This is a genomic window from Bacillus aerius (assembly GCF_029894105.1).
Classification (GTDB): domain Bacteria; phylum Bacillota; class Bacilli; order Bacillales; family Bacillaceae; genus Bacillus; species Bacillus altitudinis.
Genome location: NZ_JARYHO010000001.1, coordinates 777490 through 795463, shown reverse-complemented (window position 1 = coordinate 795463; position 17974 = coordinate 777490). Strand labels below are relative to the sequence as shown.

The following is a 17974-nucleotide window of genomic DNA, read 5'->3' as shown; positions in this document are numbered from 1 at the left end:
CGTTCCTTCCTTTTACTGAATGGTTCTTCTTCTGACTACAAGAAGAACAGTTCCAGACACTACTAGTAAAATCCCTGCATACATCAAATAACGTAGCCATTCTTCTCCAGTCTTTGGCAATTCACCGTTTGAGTCATGAGGCGGATGTTGATCCCCTTGATCTGAGGCTGGAGGATTCGTGTGGTCCCCTTCATTCTTCATTGGAGCATTTTTCACAATCAATGTCTTGATCTCCACTTCGCCCATTTGAATTGTAAAAGCGAGTGGTTTTTTTAACGCTACATAACCATTTGGAGCTTTCGTCTCTGTGAGTGTATAATCACCAGGTTTAAGCCCTTTGACAATGGCTTCTCCGTCTTTTCCTGTTGTCACAGATTTTATCGTTTTCCCAGCTTTTGTACGAATGTCAAAGGCTGCACCTTTTAAGGTTCTATCTGTCTGCTGGTCTACCTTTATGATACGCAGACTTCCTAAAATCAAGTGATTCTTCGCTGTTAATTGAAGAGGCTTCTGCTGATTTTTCTCAATCGTAAACCGGATCGGCTGATCATCTAATTCATAGCCGTGAGGCGCTTTCGTTTCAACGAATTGATATTCTCCCGGTTTTAGATCGTTGATGTGAAGCTTTCCTTTTTGATCCGTTACAAGTGATTTCTTCAACGTTTTCCCGTCTTTACTCATAAGCGTGAACTCTGCATGTTCGAGCGTATGTCCCTCATCATCTACTTTGGTCAGTTCCACTGCTCCACGCGTCAGTTTGTTGATCATTTCTACTTTTGCTGGTTTGTCTTGACCTAATCGAATCGTAAATGAGACAGGTGTCTGATCCAATTCATAGCCGGCAATGCTTGCTGTTTCGACAAATCGATAGGTTCCTGGCTTCAGTTGATCGACTGTCAGTTGACCGTTTTTGTCTGTCTTTAAGTCTTTCTTCACACGCTGACCGTGCGCATCAATCAGGTCAAAGGTCACGCCAGCGAGCAATTGACCATCCTCCCCTTTTTTCTCAAGCTTCACAGCACTTGTCGTCCGAATATTTTCTTTTGTCACTTTCACCAGTTGATTTGGATTGAAATCAATCTTGAAGTCTACTGGTTCTGCATCAAGTTGATGTCCAAAAGGAGCCTTCGTTTCAACCAATTGGTAAGCGCCTGGTTTCAAATCGTTGACAGTGATGATGCCTTTTTCGTTGGTTGTTAAACCTGACATCAATTCTTTACCATCGTCATTGAAAAGTGTAAATTCTGCGCCTTTCAATCTTTCTTTTTCTTCCCCTATTTTTGTGAGTTCTACAGAGCCTTTCTTGAGCTGATTGATGGCTTCCACTTGAATCAATTCTTTTTGACCTAATTCAACTTCAAAGACAAGTGGTTTCGTACTCAATTCATAGCCTTCAAGACTCTTTCTTTCAACAAATTGATAGGTTCCAGGTTTTAGACCTGTGAAGGTAATCTTTCCATCCTGATTGGTTGTAATCCCTTCTCCTCCTGCCACTATCTTTCCTTTGGCATCAGATAGATCAAAGACAACCCCTTCTAATGATTTCCCATCTTCACCTTTTTTGTGTAACAGCACTCCGCCAGTTGTGCGGCTATTTTCTTTTGTCACACTGACCAGCTTCTCAGGGTTAAATGGCATAGCAAAAGTGACAGGTGTTTCGTCAAGCTCATGACCGAAAGGAGCCTTCGTTTCAACAAACTGATAGGTTCCAGGTTTCAGATCGTTGACGATGATCTTCCCGTTCTCATCTGTGACGAGACCTGTTTTTATCTCTTTTCCATTTGCATCTACAAGCTTGAATTCTGCTCCTTCAAGCGCTTCATTCTTTTCACCAAGCTTCGTGAGCTGGACAGCTCCAGTTTTGAGATCATTGATCACTTTGATCTCTGCCGGTTTTTTTTGTGCGATTTCGATGGTAAACGGATAAGGTTTATTTTTCTTTTGGTAACCATCAATACTCTCTGTCTCCACAAGCTGATATTTGCCCGGTTTGAGGTGATCGACCAAAAGCTTCCCATCTTCATCTGTTGTCAAATCTTTACGCACGACTTTGTCATTTTGATCCGTGATTTCAAATCGAACATCTTGAAGCTTCTTGCCATCTTCTCCTTCTTTCAACACTTCTAATGCACTTGTTTCATAGAGGTTCTTTTGTGAAATGATGACTGGTTCTTTCGGATCGAGTGGGATTTCAAATGTGATGGGTGTTTCATCTAATACATAACCGTCTGGTGCTTTCGTTTCAATGAGTTGATACGTACCCGGTCTTAGTTCGTTGATCGTGATCTTGCCATCTTCTCCTGTGACAAGCGCATCATTTAGCTCATGTCCGTCTTGATCTAAGAGCTTGAACTGTGCACCTTCTAGTCTCTCTCCGCCTTCACCTATTTTGCTCAATTCTGCAGAGCCTTTGATGATGTCATTTACTGCGGTGACAACCGTTGTTTCTGTTTGATTTTCTTTAATGGTGAACGGCCATTTTTGCTGATTTAATTGATAGCCTTTCGGTGCGTTTGTCTCAACAAAGTAATAAGAACCTGGCTCAAGATGTTTGAAAAGGATTTCTCCTTTTTCATCCGTTTTCAAATCGGTTTGAACGGTATCTCCAGATTCATTTTTCAGTTCAAATTCTGCATTTTCTAATGCCGCACCCGTTTCTTTATCTTTTTTCGTGAGTTTCACATGCTGGCGGATTTCTTGGTTTTGCACCGTCATGCTATTTCCTGTTTTCGCTTGATCTCCTGATTCGTAAGGCTGATCAATCGTGACATTGGTCGGTTCCTTCGTTTTCAAATAACCATCTGGTGCTTTCTCTTCTGTCACGATATAGTCACCATACAGAAGACGATCAAATCGAAGAGCTCCTTCTTCATCTGTTGTCTTTGTTCCAATGACGATACCGCTCGCAGCATCTGTCAGTGAAAAGCTTGCTCCTTTTAGCGCTTTTCCACTACTCGCATCTACCTTATGAATGGTTAAAGCGCCAATCGCTCCAGTGCCATCTCCCATGCCAGCGGTACGTTTGACCACAATTGAGGCTTCGGATTCCTTTTTGATTTCTTTTACATTTTCACCTCTAAACGTTACTTCGTTTTGAAGTGTACTTCCCACCTTATCTAAAATGAGAGATTGGTATTCTAAAATATAGGGTCTCGTGATTTCTTCTTTAAATTTGATTTGAAAAGAATCTGGATCGAATTCAAGGTCTAGTTCATAATCCTTCCCTTTTTCCAGCTCTTCCTTTTTGGTCACTTGCCCCTTTTCATCTATTGTTGTCGAATACAGATGAAATGAGTTTTCTATTATGGCTTGGTTACTGCTCGGATGGTCTATAATCGTCGCATCTTGGACTGTTGATTGACCAAAGTTGATATTCAGTTTCCAATCAATGACTTTCCCTTGTTGATTTCCTGATTTGCTCGTGTATTTCCCTCCATTTGGAATGGACACCTCAGCATTCACGTCTGATTCTTTCGTCTTTCCATCATACAGGGTCGCTTTATTTTCATAGGTTTTCTGTACTAAATCCATTCCTTCAACACTTGTTTGATACGTGATTTTGTATGGGGAATCAATGGCATGTTTGAAAATGACTTCGAAGCCTGATTCTCCCTTTTCATTTTCAAGGAATTTGATGTCATAATGTTCTTTCGCTAATACCTCTTTTTCTTCCGCACCATTTTCCCCACCTTGTAAATCAAGCGAGTAGACGATAATTGAATCTTTAAGCAAACGCTGATTTCCTTGAATGAAATCCTCGATTTTCGCCTCTTCTAAATGTTTCAAATTATAGTTCACACCAATATTCCATGTGATCTCTTTTTTCTTTGCATCATATGTTCCGTTCTTGAATCCATTTGACTGCGTGTATGTGTCAGGCGTAAAGACAGATTGATTTTCCTTCGTCAAATCCTTGCCATCTTCATTTACCCATTCAAGTTTTACATGGTTACTCAGGTTCTTTTGATCTTTATCTGCTCTTTTTTCATAATCAAAAGACGTTGTATATGTGATGGTATGTTCTGTCTTGATTTCTTTCGTAAATTGAATATCAAATCCATTTGCATGTTCAACGATTTGATAATCTGTACCTTCTTCAAGCACTGTATTACCTGTCGTCACTTTTAAACTATCTTTTTGCAGCGTCAATCCTTCGTTTGTGAACGTATCTTTTAATATCACGTTGTTCATGGTTTGTTGATCTTTGTTAAAGGTGATATGCCATGGAATGGTCTTGTTCTTGTAATTCGGTGTTCCGTGGTTTTTCGTTAGGATTTGCTGATCAATTCTTTGCTTCGCTTGTTTGCTCTCTTTGCCAGCTGTCACAGTATTGATAATCTCTTCAGCTTCGAAAATTCGATCAGTTGCTTTTGTTTGATATGTGATGAGATAAGCCGATTGAATTTCTTGATTGAATTGCAAGGTAAACCCGTTTTGTTCATCCTTTTTTTGAGGTTGAACCACGTAATTTTCAAATGCTTTTGTTCCTGCTTCGTTGCCGTTCTGATCAATTGTGACTTCTTTGACTTGAATTGAGTCAGATATTAGCGCCTGTGTACCGTTAAAGAAGTCTTCTATCAAAGCATCCTTTTGAGCCAGCTTTTTTTCGTTATAGTTATACCGAATTTCCCAAGTAATCGTTTGTGTGACTGGATCGTAGTGGGCGGCTTTTTTATTTAAAGGACTGCCTCTTGTCACATTCACTGTTCCTTCTGCTGAACTAATCACTTTATCAGCAGAAACAAGGGACGCTTTATTACGAAACGCAGACTGATCTTGATTCGTAATGTCCGTTTCATACATTAAACGGTAAGCGAGATGCACGTCATCTTTAAATTCAATCGTGAAATCTTGACCATCTGCTGTTTGGCCGATTGTGTAGTGGTTTTCGTCAAGCAGCTGTCCAAGCGATGTTTCACCATTTAGCTTTGTATCTACACGATAAAGCTTGATTGAATCTTTTTTTAACGCTTGACCTTCTTGAATCGGATCTAACAGTTTCGCTTGTTTCACATCATCTAAGTCCATATTAAAATCGACTGTCCATTGAATGGTTTCAGCATTGTAAGATCGATTGGGTTCTCCCTTTTTAGAGACATTTGGACCATTTGGAATGTATTGAATCGGGATCGATATCGTATCTTTGCCTTCAATCGGGGTAATCACCACTTCTTTTTCTTCAGTGATCACTGTTTTTTTATCTAATTGTGTCCATACTTGAAGTGTTCCTTGGATATTTGAATATTGTTTAATAAAATCTGTGAACTCGATGGAGGCATTTCCGCTTTCATCTACAGAAAAATAACCGATGGTCGATTGATTAAATTTCATCTCGAGACGATCGATTTTTTCGTAAATGACTAATTCCTCTGGAACCTTGAAATGGAATTCATCGCCGCCATTATAGTTATGACCATTAGGGATGGCCCACTTATAGTTAATGGAAATCAGTGAGTTGATATCAGGCCTTTCTACTGAATTTCCTTCTTGATCTTCAAATATCAATTGCGCATCAGTGAGAAGATTTTCTTGGATCGTCATTTGTTTTGAGACACTTTGCAATCCTACACGTTTAGACACGTTCACTTTGTTTTTTAGTAACTCATCTTCATCGCTTTGTGTCTTTTGAACATTTTCTTGATTGTTAGCAGCTTTGTCTTTCTCCGATGAGGTTGAATTATCTTTTGAAAGATTTCCTTCACGCTCGTTTTGCTTTGTTTTCTCTTTTTTCTCAGCTATACTGGTGACGTCAATATCTATAGATCCTTCTAAATTCGGATCAAGCTCAATATCCTCATTGAATGTTACTGTCACTTCATTTTGTTTCGAAACGGTATACTCACCAACAGGTATGTCATCGACAGTAATGAGTTCTTTCTGCTCCTTCTCTACCTGAATGACTGAAGGAAGAGAGAGAATATAAGGATATTGCTTTTTGAGATCAATTCCTTTAATAGACCAATGCACAATGGCCTTTCTAACTTGCTGATCTTCTATGCTTGATAACTTGTTGCCTTCGCTATCAGCAAACTCAATATTCCCATAAATGTTCTCTTGAATGTCTTTAGCTTGTGCCCCTGCTAAAGGCAAGATTCCTAATATACTAGACTGTATGACTAACACGGTCATCAGTGCCACCGATAATATTCTTTTCAATACATCCACCCTTTTCTACAATTATTTTTCAACAACGATTAAAAAATCATTTGTATACTGTCTGATCAATCACTCCGCTTCTGATCAAATTTTTCTAAAAATTGCACCTTAAGACCCTATGAATAAAATGAGTTGATCAATCATTAGTAGTAGATATAGTAGCTGGATAGGGGTCTATAGCAATGGGGAATAGTGAGAGGGAACATGAAAAGAAGACATGTGAATTTTTCTATTTATACTGGAACGAACAACAAATGATTAGTACATGCATATATAAGCATGTATTCACATATAGAACGTTCATATAAAACAAGCATGACTCATATGGTATGTATGGTGAGATAGTTCAGCATCATATAGATCGCATTCCTTCTACTCCCTTCCATATGGTAATCAAAAAGCCGATGCTTTTTATTCTTACATTTACCGTTTAAGCAGCAAAAAAATAAACAAAATGATCCATTTTTATAGGATTCATGGCATACTTATCACCTTTTAAAAGAAAAATATGGAGAATCAGCGAATAACATTTGTTTTCGTCTAATTTTTTTCTCTTTTATCGTCAAAAGTGAAGACAAAACGATTTAGGCAAAACATTACAATCATTTCATGCCTATTCTGAGCTCAAATGTTCTTCATCTGAACTTCATAATATATAGAGGCAAGTCAAAGGAAGGAGTTAGTTGTTTGATGGAGCTCATTGATAATAAATCAAAGAGATGGATAAACATTTTAAAATTGCTTGTATCCAAAAATAAGTGGTGGAGCCTTCAAGAGATATCGAATGAAAATATCGGCTCGGTTCGTGCGATTCAAAGCGATTTAGAACAAATGAAATCGTTCCAAACAGAGAATGGAGAGCCGTTAATCCACATAAAGCCAAGACAAGGCATTTCCATTTGTAATACGCAGACGATACGAGTGGACTACTATATTAAAGAAATTTTAAAAGATACGATTGAAATCCGATTGATTGACGGCATTTTTTTCGAAGAAAACAGATCTTTCTATGAATGGATGGACACGCTTAATATCAGTAGATCCACACTGTATAACACGATTCATAAAATCAACTCGATCCTTACATCCTATGACATCGAGTTACGCCCAGATAGTATGCAGTTTCATGGGAATGAGAAGGAGATTCGTCAATTCTTTGTTGAATTTTTGTTTGAAGTGTATGGAAGCCGGCTTTGGCCATTCGATGATATTCCAAAGCAAGACGCAGTTGATTTATTACAGGAGCTATTTCAGGTGCTTGAAGTCAATGTGCCAGATGTGGCGATAGATAAATACTGCCTGTGGCTAGGCGTTTCCATTCACCGAATGCGAAAAGGTTTTACAATCAGCCGTAAATATACATACTCAATGACTGAAGAAAAACAAACCTCTACAGCTAAAGGAATCTATGATCAAATTAGAAGATGGGAAGAGCACATCTGCCGAATGGCCAAAGACGTATTTGATGTGACGCTGGATCATCATGAATTTGTCTTTTTGCTATTGATCGAACCAGCTATTGGGCACTTTAAATCAATTGAAACTGTCGAAGAAAAATTGACGTTCTTTCAGTCGCATACACCACGCCTCTATGATGCCATTCATTCATTTATCACCCAGTTGGAGTCGATTTTTCATCAAGAAATAGCAAATCGTAAGGTGATGACACTCGTTCTTCTCCAATATTATGTGTATTCCAATGAAATTACCGTGAGAGATGGATTCCTTTTCAAAAAGAAATCGAGCTATTTATCAGAGGTGAAAAAACAGTTTCCCTACTTCTATTCGAGGATTAGTCATATCATCCAAGAGTTAAAAACAGACGATATCCTTGCTTCTTTTGTGAAAAATGAACGGGAATTGATTCGTATCATTACATCTTCTTGGAGAGGGCTTGTTCATTTGGAGATGGAACGGAGAAACGTGCTGAACATTTTTGTTACTTCAACATTAGGTTATTATCATAGTTTGTTTATTGCTGATTTAATTAAATTAAGCGTGCCTCCTCTCATTCACATTTTCACAAGTCCAGAAAATTCGTTAAATGATGTCACGATGGATCAACTTGGGATTGATATGATTGTGACCGATACTGAGCTTCCTCTTCAATTCGGTCGATCTACGCTGCTGATCAGCTCTTTTCCAACAAAAAAAGAATTGGACAACTTACACCGAAGATTGGTTGATATGACAAACTAATGTTCATCATAAAAAAAAAGCTGCTGAGACATTCTCAAGCAGCTTTTTGGTTCTGTATTAATGAAGCACGATTTGTTCATTCATCAAATCAATGGCGTAAAGCGATTGCCCATATTCATCTAATAGAAGGTATACTTTGAGCGGGGCAGTGGTTTGATCTGTTTGCTGCGTGAATAGGACACAAGTGAATTTTTCAATCCCATCTGGCAGCTTGCTTTTCAGAAAAGGATGAAGAATAGGAGAGATTCGAAGGGTATCAACATCTTTCAGCCAAAGCTCATCTTGTAACGCAGGATAATGGTCAACCAAAAACTGACGAAACACTTCCAATGTACTCAAGGTAGATATCCTCACTTTCTTCTAACTTGGCTTCAAACTCACCTAAAAACAAACGGAACCAACTCATCATATGATCTCGGTACACGTATTTTCGCATACGGCTTGAGACACGATCACTCACTTTTTAGACATGAACTGTAGATCGACTGTACTGTAATGAATGTTCAATATGTATAACGTTTCCTATGTCATCTCATTGACTCCACCACGAATTCAAACAATGGACCTATGATCATATTCTTACCTGTTTTCTTTCGTGATGAAACGACAACTTCCTGCTACAATATTCCATTTTTCTGCAAAAAAGAGGGAGTTGGGACAAAAAAAAAGAACAGCACTGACTGTTCTTTCAATAGCGTAAAGTGCCAATTCAAATATCCTGTAAAGGAATGACTTCCCCGCTCACTGCATCCACTCCATCATGACAATCTAGTTTTCCACATAAGACATACTGCTTTTCTGTAAAATCATATACATAGATGGGGGTCAGCTCTAACCGATTTTTTAATTTTTCGAAGGCTGCTTGTTTTGTCATGGTGATTTTACCAGGGGGGTGGAGTTCATCCAACATGCCACACTCCTTAAACATTTCTTTTCTATCTATGTAATTAACGGCTTCAAATGTAAGGGCATCAATGAATATCAAGATTTTATCTGTAAGCAAGCTTCTCTCTTGTCTATTTGCTTTTACTGTTGCATGAATGTAATGATCACGATGAAGAGAAATGCAAACCCATTTTCCGGTGTCGTTAGGATATTCCTGACTCAACAAATTTTGAACTGCTTTCAAACACTTATCTTTTTCTTCCTCTGTTATGGGCGTTGTATCTGGTGAGGGTTCAATTGAAAAGGCTTGATCATCTGAGATGTCTTCTTGAATATTTAATTCCTTTCTTACAAAAGGTTCAGTTATTGGTTCATCCCATTTGATGATTTGGTTGATATTGAGACATTGATGTTCCTGTATCGTACCTTCAAACGAGAGGATTCCGGTTCCATCATTCTTTACATACACTTCTTCTAACGCATAAATTGGACGAATTTTATTCTGATCAAAGGAAGGCCATTCGATTCGTTGCACTTGCTGAAGGACTAAGCTTTCAATCTTCTCAATGAGCAGCGTATATTTTTCAGCCCTGTGCTTTTTTATTGAGACAAATGGGCCGTGATGAACAAAGTAAATGAGTTGTCCATGTTCATCCCATTTCACATCAATCATGCCCGAAGGGGTCACTGGTACACCAGCAATTTTTTCCTCAAAAATAAGCTCCCCTTTTTCCTCCTTATGCAAGTGAAAGTGCTCTCCATATATCAACCCTGTTTCTTGTTCAATCCATTTGATGACGTCATTCTGGGCGCTATCAAAGCACACACCCTCCTTTGCATATGTTTTACCCATGACAAAAACAGCACTCTCAACCTTTCCTGTATTCAAATTCACTTCTATCACGGCTGTGCCATCCGGGTTTAAATCTTCGTCCACAGGTTCCGTTTCATGTGGAGGAAACCATTCCATACACAATTTATAAATTGTTTCATTAAACATATTCACATTTCGGTAATACTCGTAGTTTTTTAAACGATAATCATCTAAGCCGAACTTCTTTCTTGTATCATCTATTAGACGCTGTAGAGTTTCATTCATTTGTTTCACCTCAATCTGTTAAGTGATTATCTTATGGAAGGACGAATATGACGATAAAGCCAAATAGGATGATGATGGTCAAGAAACCTAAAGCCATTGCCATCATATTTGACTCTTTTGTATAACCTTTTAATTCGTGTTTCTCAGTAGATCGATCAATTTTTCTAATTCGAAAAAGCATACTTACATTGATAAGAGCTAAAGAAATAACCAAGAAGAAAATGAGAAAAATAGGTTCTATGTCAAAGAATGGATTCGGTATATTTTGAATATTAAACGACTGAAAGAACATAAGTCCACTCAATATCAATTTCCAAATATTCTCCATCTTTTTTTCTTTGTACCACTCTTTACCCAGTTTTTCCTTTTCATAAATAGCTACCTGCTCGAAAAGAGGAATGAAAGACTTTGTTGTTCCTTTTTTGATAAAGCCCAATACACCTTGAAAAAGCATTAGAATACCTAAACAAAAAAAGAAATGTGTAAATCGTATTTCAGAAATTTGAATAATCATAAAAAAGATCACCATCATGATGCCAAATATTAAATTAGACGCAGCTATTTGTTTTAGTCGCAGCTTTTTTAATGCAGCTTGTTCCATACTATACTCCTCCCCGTTTAAATGGTTTGATAATCGCTCTATCTGTACTACGTTTTTATCGGAAAAATGTTTCAATATTTTTCCTTTCTATTGTGAATTTGGTTTTTCACACACGAAAAAAGTAAAGAGTAATTCCCTTTACTTTTTCGCTTGCCTCTATGGGTTTAGTCCTATTCTCAAACCGCTGAATTGACTGCTTACTCATTTTCATGAACTGTCTAATCAGTTCATATTAGTGTTTAAAAATTCCCCTTCACAATCGTTCTTTTGGCTTTCTTGACAATTCTGCTGGTTGCTTTTGTATCAGAATCTTTTAACCACTGTTCACACAGGTTTATGACCCAATTCGGCTGTGTTTTACTAGCGTCATTCAGCCAGTTTCCTACAGAATCTTGAACATATGTTGATGGATCAGATTTGAGCAAGTCTAGAATAGGCTGTGCCCTCATTGGCTCTTGTTTTAATGACTCAATATGCTTTGTCCAAACACCTCTTGGGCGAATAGCTTCTACTGAGAATCGGCGAATATTTTCATCATTACTTTTAGCCCATGCTGTTAAATGTTCTATACTTTGATCGAGCTGATCCGTTAGGCTTTCTCTCACTGACATCCACGCAATTTCTCGAACTCCAAAATGATGATCAGCTGCAAATGGCTGAATGTACGCCAATTTCTCTTCCAAAGTTGATAAACGGTGTTTGTTCATATAAGCAGCCCAACAGCGGACGCTATCAGATACATGTTGAGTAAATGCCTGTAGCACTTCCGCTTGTTTTTCCCCATTCTCTTTCTGTAGCCATTCATCTAACAATTGACCGATAAGACGAATTGCTTTCATTCCAGACTCAGCCTTTTGTTGAGTGATCTTAGATGTTAAACCGTCTAAATGATGGTCTAAACCAACGGATGGCAAAACATGACGTAATAACGTCATGTGATTGACAGCCAGCCATTCAGTTAAATTCACACTCTCTATTTTTCCCTGATTCAAAAGGAACAAGACGTCATGAGGGATATCAGTCCCCTTTCGAGCACCTTTTCGATTGATGATCTCCTCGCTTATTTGCATTTATTTTCTCTCCTCGTCTAGTGGTGCTTTTGTTTGATATTCATCGTTTTTAAAAGAAATATATGAATGCCTTCAATCTTTGGATATTGCCCCCTATTGTATCAAATAAACAACTTTACTGGTGCATTCTTCAAATCAAAAAGAAACTACCCGAAATAAGTAGTCCCTTCCATACAAAATTGAATTTAAGTTACCTTCCTTGCTCGATCACCTTCAAACTCTTCTGCTGAGAGATTCTGTCAAACGCCACCATCAAGCTGGTCATGAGTAAAGCGAGAAGAACCGTTCCAGCACTGATCCAGCTCAGGTGCAATATAGATGTCCTGCTCAATACAATCCCCCCTAACCCCGACCCTAAAGCAAATCCGAATTGAATAAATGATGTATTGACACTTAATGCGATATCAGGAGATTTCGGAACAAGGGTTACAAGATATAGCTGCTGAGCTGGTGATGTACTCCATGTAGCGATCATCCATATCATGATAACAGCCACCATGACCACGAGATTCCCTGTGACAAATGCTAGTAGCATGAGCATCATGATTTGCAAGATGATGCCAGAAAAAATCGTGAAGATGGGTCCTTTTTTATCTGCTGCCATCCCTCCAAGGCTTGATCCCAAAAAGCTGCATATTCCCGCTAGTAACAAAATGCCACTGATTTCTGTGATGCTTAGGTTGGCTGATGCTTGCAGGAAGGGCGTTAAATAGGTAAATAACATGGAATATCCACCTACATAAAATAGCGTCACTGCCACCGCAAGTAATATCCGCTTGTCTTTTAAAATCGATAATTGCATACGAAGCGTCACCGGTTCTTGTTCTTTCATAGAAGGGATCCGCCTATACACCACAATCAGCGGAATAAGCGTGATCACTCCACTGGCTGCGAATAATGCTTTCCATCCGATCATACTGCTTAGAAATGTCCCGATTGGAACACCTAAAACCAAGGAGCTGCTTAAACCCATTAAAATGATGCCAATCGCTGTTCCTCTTTTTTCCCGTTCTACAAGACGAGTTGCAACCGCCATCGCCACTACAATCGCCGTTCCCCCACTGATTCCTTGTAAAATTCTTGTGATCATGACCATTTCAAACGAATGGCTGATACTTGTGATGAAGTTACTTAAAATAAAAATGATCAGCGTCCATGTTAATATTTTTCTGCGGTCCATATTGATGGTTAGTGCGATGACAATCGGTGCACCGATTGCGGCCGAAAGTGCTAAAGATGTGACCAATAAGCCAGCAGTAGACGTTGTGACATGTAAATCATGTGCGACCATTTGAATAATGCCAGTAATGATGTATTCGATCGTTCCGATTAAAAAAGCTGCTAAAGCAAGTAAATAGACAACGGTTTTATTTTGCATCGTGACGTTTCTCCTTTGGGCCATGTTTACGATTTGATTTCATTTTTAATAGGAATTTGAATTTCAATGAGTCTGCCTTCTTCATTTTCTGACAATGGGTAATAGATTTCTCGGCCCGGCTGATCATCTTTCACGCGGTATCCGTTATGTTCAATCCATGTCGCCAGGTCAACACAAGCAGTTTGTGCGGATGGAGAATGGGAATGAAATAAGAGTGTTGCCATGGTGTCTTCTGCAGGTAACGTGCGAATTGTCATTCCCTGAGGAAGCGAGCACCTTAACGATTTGACGGAATACCCCACCTCAAATTCGAACTCACTTTCTTTATCCAGTGATTCTCTCCATAGCACCACTTGTGGTCCCGAGATCGATTCTTGTTGATGTTTATGTAATAAATGATGAAACATTTGAAAGAGTGAAGGGATTTCTTCAACAGTTCCGTTGGATTGAAAAGACATGATGCGTTTACTTTCAACAGATTTAATGATGACCTCCTGTTCTTTTTCAACACACCCCTCTCGTTTGATGAGGTGCATCCGCTCCTTAATACGGGCTAATTTCTGTTGTTCTCTCTCGATCAATTGCTGAATCTCACTCTCTTTCAAGAGAAACATGCCCTGAATTTGCTCTACTGAGATATCTTCACGAAGAAGCTGCCCCATTTGTTTTAACGTAAAGCCTAATTCCTTATAAAGAAAAATTCGATTGACCTCAAGCAGCTGCTCAGCTGAGTAATAACGGTATCCCGAATCTTGATCGATCTGCTGAGGCTTTAATAAATCAATTTGGTCATAATATCTTAAGGTTTTGACAGGCACTTTACTTAACATAGAAAAATCGCCGATCTTGAACATCCTGCATCTCCTCCGATTTGTTGATCTGATCACAGTATAAACCTTTCAGTTAAGGGGAAGGTCAACAAGAAGTTGATTAAATTTTTCAAAAGCACGAAAAAACCTAGATTTCTCTAAAATCTAGGTTTTGCTCATTATCCTACTATTTTTTCTAACAATCCCATCTCTTCAACAATCTTTATATCATCCATAAATCGTTGCAAACTTACTTTATGTTCTTTCTTTTGTAAATCTGTTGAATAACCTAAGCATAGATTAAAAATACAATCTAACCTTTGTCCGACTCCACTATAAAAATAATTCGTCAATATTCCATTATTTTCACTTGCAAGAACCACAACTGTAGCGATCTCTAATACATATTCTATATCTTCTATAGAAATCGTTCGATCCTTTTTCTTAGCAGTCATGAATTCATGACTATGAATAGAACGAAGCCTACCTTCAAGTAAATTGAGTATAGACCTTTTATAGATGACATACACACTGTGAATATGATGTTTATCAGGACAATAGGGATCTTGTAAAATGAATTTTATACGTTCATCTTCTTTTTCCATTTTTATTGCATCAAGATCATATAATAAAATATGATCAATTTCTTCTATTTTCATAGGAGGAAACATGTGGGCTACATCTGTTTTGTTTTTCATTTGATCACCCCGAAAACTAGTCTCTCTTACTCCAAACGTTCCAATCTTTCAAGCCACTTGACAATAGTTCCGTTTGTAAAGACATCGAGTATGACCCCCTCGCAAAATCGTTCAGCTCTCAGAACCCCCATGATGAGAGCCAGTACACACTGCGCATTTACATTTGAGATGTCCACATTCTCCATATCGTTCGTTCCACCCTCAATGCCATTTTCTTTGAGGATCTCACTGTAGCGGGTAAGCTCCATTTCTTGATGTTGTTCTGCAAAGGTATAGACATCCTCGATAAAACGACGGACCGTTTCGGAATAATTCACATAGGGCATCTGAATCGGATGTTCCGCTGTTCCATCATTTTCTTGATCTATGACCCATTCACCAATATCATCTCCTTGAAGCATAGGGATATAGTTTGTTAAGATGTTAAATTGACTCAATCTCATCCTCCACCTTTCTGAATTAAAAATTCTTTGATCGATCTCTCTCAATAAGTTAATAAAAAAGTCCGTGATGATCGTACAAACTAGAAGCCAGTATTCAAATCACGAACCATTTTTATTCATTTCACTTTTTACACTCGTACCATCGATAGAACTGTCTTCACATACACGGTATTAATCATCTTGCTCGTCAACGTTTATGTGTCATATTAAATAATAAGCTGATACCAGCTGTGAATAAAGCGTCAAGGAATTTATAAGACGATTCCCAAATAAAAAAACACCTCTGTCACATCGTTGCGAAGAGGTTATGTTCACTATTTTGTCTTTATAGTTCTTAGAAAGGCACTTCTGTTCTCTGTGGCATTTGTCAGCATCTTCGCATTTTCATTGAGTCTTTGTATCAATGCATCCTTAGCTTTTCCTTCAAATGAAGAGAGTAAAGCAACATACACTTCAGCTACAACCTGTTGTGCTGAAGAAAAGTCTGACGCATGTTTTGTATCTTCTTTTAGATTCTGACAATGCGTTTTTAAACTTGAACCTACAATTTTTTTTAATTCCTCATTCTGTTGTAATCGTCTGTAAAACTCATCTGCATCCATATTAACTCCATATGGCAATTGAAATCCCCCTTACAACCGTAACCATCTTGCTAATTCATTATCCTTATCTTTTAAATCCTCCGCCATTTTCACAATAAACTCACTAATATCCTCTAAATCTCTAATCAAATAATGTAGAGAAGCCTCAGTTTGATACTGTTCTTCTGAGTCATAAAATGCTGCTCCATCTTTCACAAAAGGGGCGTGAAACAATATAGCTTTTTCAACGTCACTTGGATCTAAATCCTTGAATTCTCCTAACCTTTTTCCGCAAATAGATTTCACGTCATACACCATTTTGCTGTGATCATGAGGGAATTGTTCAATTGCTTGTTTTTTTGTTTTTAAGTCTTCGATAGCTGCCTGTAATCGACGAGCTAATTCTTTTGCATATTTGGCATCCACTTTGATGGTTTGTCCATTCATACCTGAATAAGATGAGAACGATTCGATATTCTGGTTATAAACACCTTTGCTTCCATCCACACTTTTGATATGACCATTCTTATCAAAAGTAAAGTTCGACTCATTTAAACTATGAGTATCCGGATTTTTTGCGAATGCTTGGCCATAGAAGGAAGTAATCAAATTTCCTAAAACCCCAGGAACACCAAGCGGTGACACAAACCGATCTATACGCTCTCTTCGTGATTGACTAGGATTTTTCGTATAAATTGTCGTTCCGTTGTGCCTGTCATATTCTAATAACCAACCTGCCCCCACCATATCATCGGGATTAATGATGGCTTTATGATACAAATCAAATTCACCGTTTCTGATTTTCTTCTGAGTTTCTTCATCATGCAGCTTAACAATGGAAGGGTTGTTAAAGGCTACACTGTAAACATGATTGTTTACACCAGCGTATTCCGCATCTGCCCCTCCAAGTGAGTGACCCGTTGTTGAAATCACTGTATTAGTGCCAGCATACTTTTTCACTTCATTGGCGACGAGCTTATCACCTTGATCAAATTGAGATGTCTTAGTGACAATTTTGTAATCTCCACTTTTCAACAACATGGCTTGTTCCATACTACCGTTATACTTGGTAATCGCTTTAGAGTTTTCAGGTGCCTCTTTTTTCATGATGTATTTGACTTTCTTTTTCGGGTCTTGACCCATTACCACGTTGCCGCCATCTGCACTTATCACGTCAGCTTTGATTTGTTCTTGATTTGTTCCTTGAAAACCTACGACAACATTCTCAGGTTCTTTTGGTTTAACCCATTTACCTTCTTTTTTCTTGGCTTGGACAAATACGTAAACATCTAGGCCTGTGTCTGGGTCTTTTTTGATTTTGTCTACATAAAAAGCTTTTTTTGAATCATTTACAAGTGGTGTCTTATTCTCATAGGCTTTTCTCATTTTCTTTTCACTATATGTATTTTGGCTCAGAGAAAAATAATCTTTATCTGTTAAATTAGGTATGTCCGTCTTTGTATTCATGTACAATGCCCCTTCTCTCATGTAAAATCTAAGATAGAAAGGATGGTTTTATGAAAAAATACATAATTATCCTTGTGACTTTGGTTATTATAACACTTGGAGGGATATTTATGAAGGAACAACACGACAAAAAAACAGCTGCCCAAGAAGCTAAAAAAGAAGAATTGTATTCCTTGGCTAAGAAAAGAATGACTGACTTTATTAAAACAAACTATAATGATATTAAACGAATTGATTATACTGATGATTATGAGATAAACCCAATGGGCGGTATTGAAATTAATGGTTATCTCAATGAAAATAAGAAAAAAGAAATATGGGGAATCTATGATAAAGGCAATGACGAAGTCATATCTTTCACTGTAGATGCTAAAGAAAAACCCGAGTGCGAAGATAAAGTATGCGAGTATTAAAAAGAGGATAAATCATCGAATAAACAAAAACGTCCCCTTGGAATTTCAAGGGGACTATTTGTTTACTTCAAGAAGGCTTCGAACTGCGCCTTTTTCTTTGGTTTTGGACCATATATACCATCTGCGATAACACCATGCATATATTCATATAAAACTTCCATTGATAAAACATGAC

General features: G+C 38.0%; 13 protein-coding genes. 2 read left to right on the top strand and 11 right to left on the bottom strand.

The features are described from left to right. Window positions 1-12: 12 nt before the first annotated feature. The gene (locus tag M2353_RS03995) at window positions 13-6165 is read right to left on the bottom strand and encodes a SpaA isopeptide-forming pilin-related protein (RefSeq protein ID WP_284724994.1); all 6153 of its coding nucleotides are present in this window, start codon (window positions 6163-6165) and stop codon (window positions 13-15) included. Between the two features lie 681 nt (window positions 6166-6846). Between M2353_RS03995 and M2353_RS03990 the strand changes: the two genes are divergently transcribed. Then, on the top strand, window positions 6847-8355 hold the full coding sequence (locus tag M2353_RS03990; RefSeq protein ID WP_284724993.1) for an AcpB/EbpR/MafR family transcriptional regulator: 1509 nt from the start codon (window positions 6847-6849) through the stop codon (window positions 8353-8355). A gap of 57 nt (window positions 8356-8412) precedes the next feature. Here M2353_RS03990 and M2353_RS03985 read toward each other — a convergent pair whose 3' ends face one another. The 10 genes from M2353_RS03985 to M2353_RS03940 form a co-directional block, all read right to left on the bottom strand. Beyond that, a complete protein-coding gene (locus tag M2353_RS03985) occupies window positions 8413-8694 on the bottom strand; it encodes a hypothetical protein (protein WP_017366847.1) in 282 nt (93 codons plus the stop codon). 370 nt (window positions 8695-9064) lie between these two features. Then, entirely contained in the window at window positions 9065-10339 is a 1275-nt protein-coding gene (locus M2353_RS03980) for a hypothetical protein (RefSeq protein ID WP_284724992.1), read from the bottom strand. A 31-nt stretch (window positions 10340-10370) separates the two neighbouring features. Then, complete coding sequence (locus tag M2353_RS03975) at window positions 10371-10940, bottom strand: hypothetical protein (RefSeq protein ID WP_284725986.1); 570 nt, start codon at window positions 10938-10940, stop codon at window positions 10371-10373. Window positions 10941-11179: 239 nt separating this feature from the next. Further along, complete coding sequence (locus M2353_RS03970) at window positions 11180-12010, bottom strand: DNA alkylation repair protein (RefSeq protein ID WP_284724991.1); 831 nt, start codon at window positions 12008-12010, stop codon at window positions 11180-11182. A 190-nt stretch (window positions 12011-12200) separates the two neighbouring features. Then, complete coding sequence (locus M2353_RS03965; RefSeq protein ID WP_284724990.1) at window positions 12201-13388, bottom strand: MFS transporter; 1188 nt, start codon at window positions 13386-13388, stop codon at window positions 12201-12203. 26 nt (window positions 13389-13414) lie between these two features. Continuing rightward, entirely contained in the window at window positions 13415-14242 is an 828-nt protein-coding gene (locus M2353_RS03960; protein ID WP_284724989.1) for a MerR family transcriptional regulator, read from the bottom strand. 134 nt (window positions 14243-14376) lie between these two features. After that, window positions 14377-14895 (bottom strand): hypothetical protein, encoded by a 519-nt coding sequence (locus M2353_RS03955; RefSeq protein WP_284724988.1) that lies wholly within the window; start codon window positions 14893-14895, stop codon window positions 14377-14379. Between the two features lie 26 nt (window positions 14896-14921). Beyond that, window positions 14922-15332: a DUF6508 domain-containing protein gene (locus M2353_RS03950; protein ID WP_342394134.1), complete on the bottom strand. Its 411-nt coding sequence runs from the start codon at window positions 15330-15332 to the stop codon at window positions 14922-14924. Between the two features lie 320 nt (window positions 15333-15652). Continuing rightward, the gene (locus M2353_RS03945) at window positions 15653-15958 is read right to left on the bottom strand and encodes a hypothetical protein (protein ID WP_045034484.1); all 306 of its coding nucleotides are present in this window, start codon (window positions 15956-15958) and stop codon (window positions 15653-15655) included. A gap of 12 nt (window positions 15959-15970) precedes the next feature. Then, window positions 15971-17386, bottom strand: coding sequence for a hypothetical protein (locus tag M2353_RS03940; RefSeq protein ID WP_045034483.1), 1416 nt, complete (start codon window positions 17384-17386; stop codon window positions 15971-15973). Window positions 17387-17436: 50 nt separating this feature from the next. On the opposite strand from M2353_RS03940, the gene M2353_RS03935 reads away from it, so the two are divergent. Then, entirely contained in the window at window positions 17437-17799 is a 363-nt protein-coding gene (locus tag M2353_RS03935) for a DUF1433 domain-containing protein (RefSeq protein WP_007496632.1), read from the top strand. Window positions 17800-17974: the final 175 nt, after the last annotated feature.

Bases quoted from the DNA above. Each gene is read 5' to 3' on its own strand.
- M2353_RS03970 (WP_284724991.1), bottom strand. From the start codon at position 12,010: ATGCAAATAAGCGAGGAGATCATCAATCGAAAAGGTGCTCGAAAGGGG.
- M2353_RS03940 (WP_045034483.1), bottom strand. From the start codon at position 17,386: ATGAATACAAAGACGGACATACCTAATTTAACAGATAAAGATTATTTT.
- M2353_RS03975 (WP_284725986.1), bottom strand. From the start codon at position 10,940: ATGGAACAAGCTGCATTAAAAAAGCTGCGACTAAAACAAATAGCTGCG.
- M2353_RS03990 (WP_284724993.1), top strand. From the start codon at position 6,847: ATGGAGCTCATTGATAATAAATCAAAGAGATGGATAAACATTTTAAAA.
- M2353_RS03965 (WP_284724990.1), bottom strand. From the start codon at position 13,388: ATGCAAAATAAAACCGTTGTCTATTTACTTGCTTTAGCAGCTTTTTTA.
- M2353_RS03955 (WP_284724988.1), bottom strand. From the start codon at position 14,895: ATGAAAAACAAAACAGATGTAGCCCACATGTTTCCTCCTATGAAAATA.
- M2353_RS03980 (WP_284724992.1), bottom strand. From the start codon at position 10,339: ATGAATGAAACTCTACAGCGTCTAATAGATGATACAAGAAAGAAGTTC.
- M2353_RS03960 (WP_284724989.1), bottom strand. From the start codon at position 14,242: ATGTTCAAGATCGGCGATTTTTCTATGTTAAGTAAAGTGCCTGTCAAA.
- M2353_RS03935 (WP_007496632.1), top strand. From the start codon at position 17,437: ATGAAAAAATACATAATTATCCTTGTGACTTTGGTTATTATAACACTT.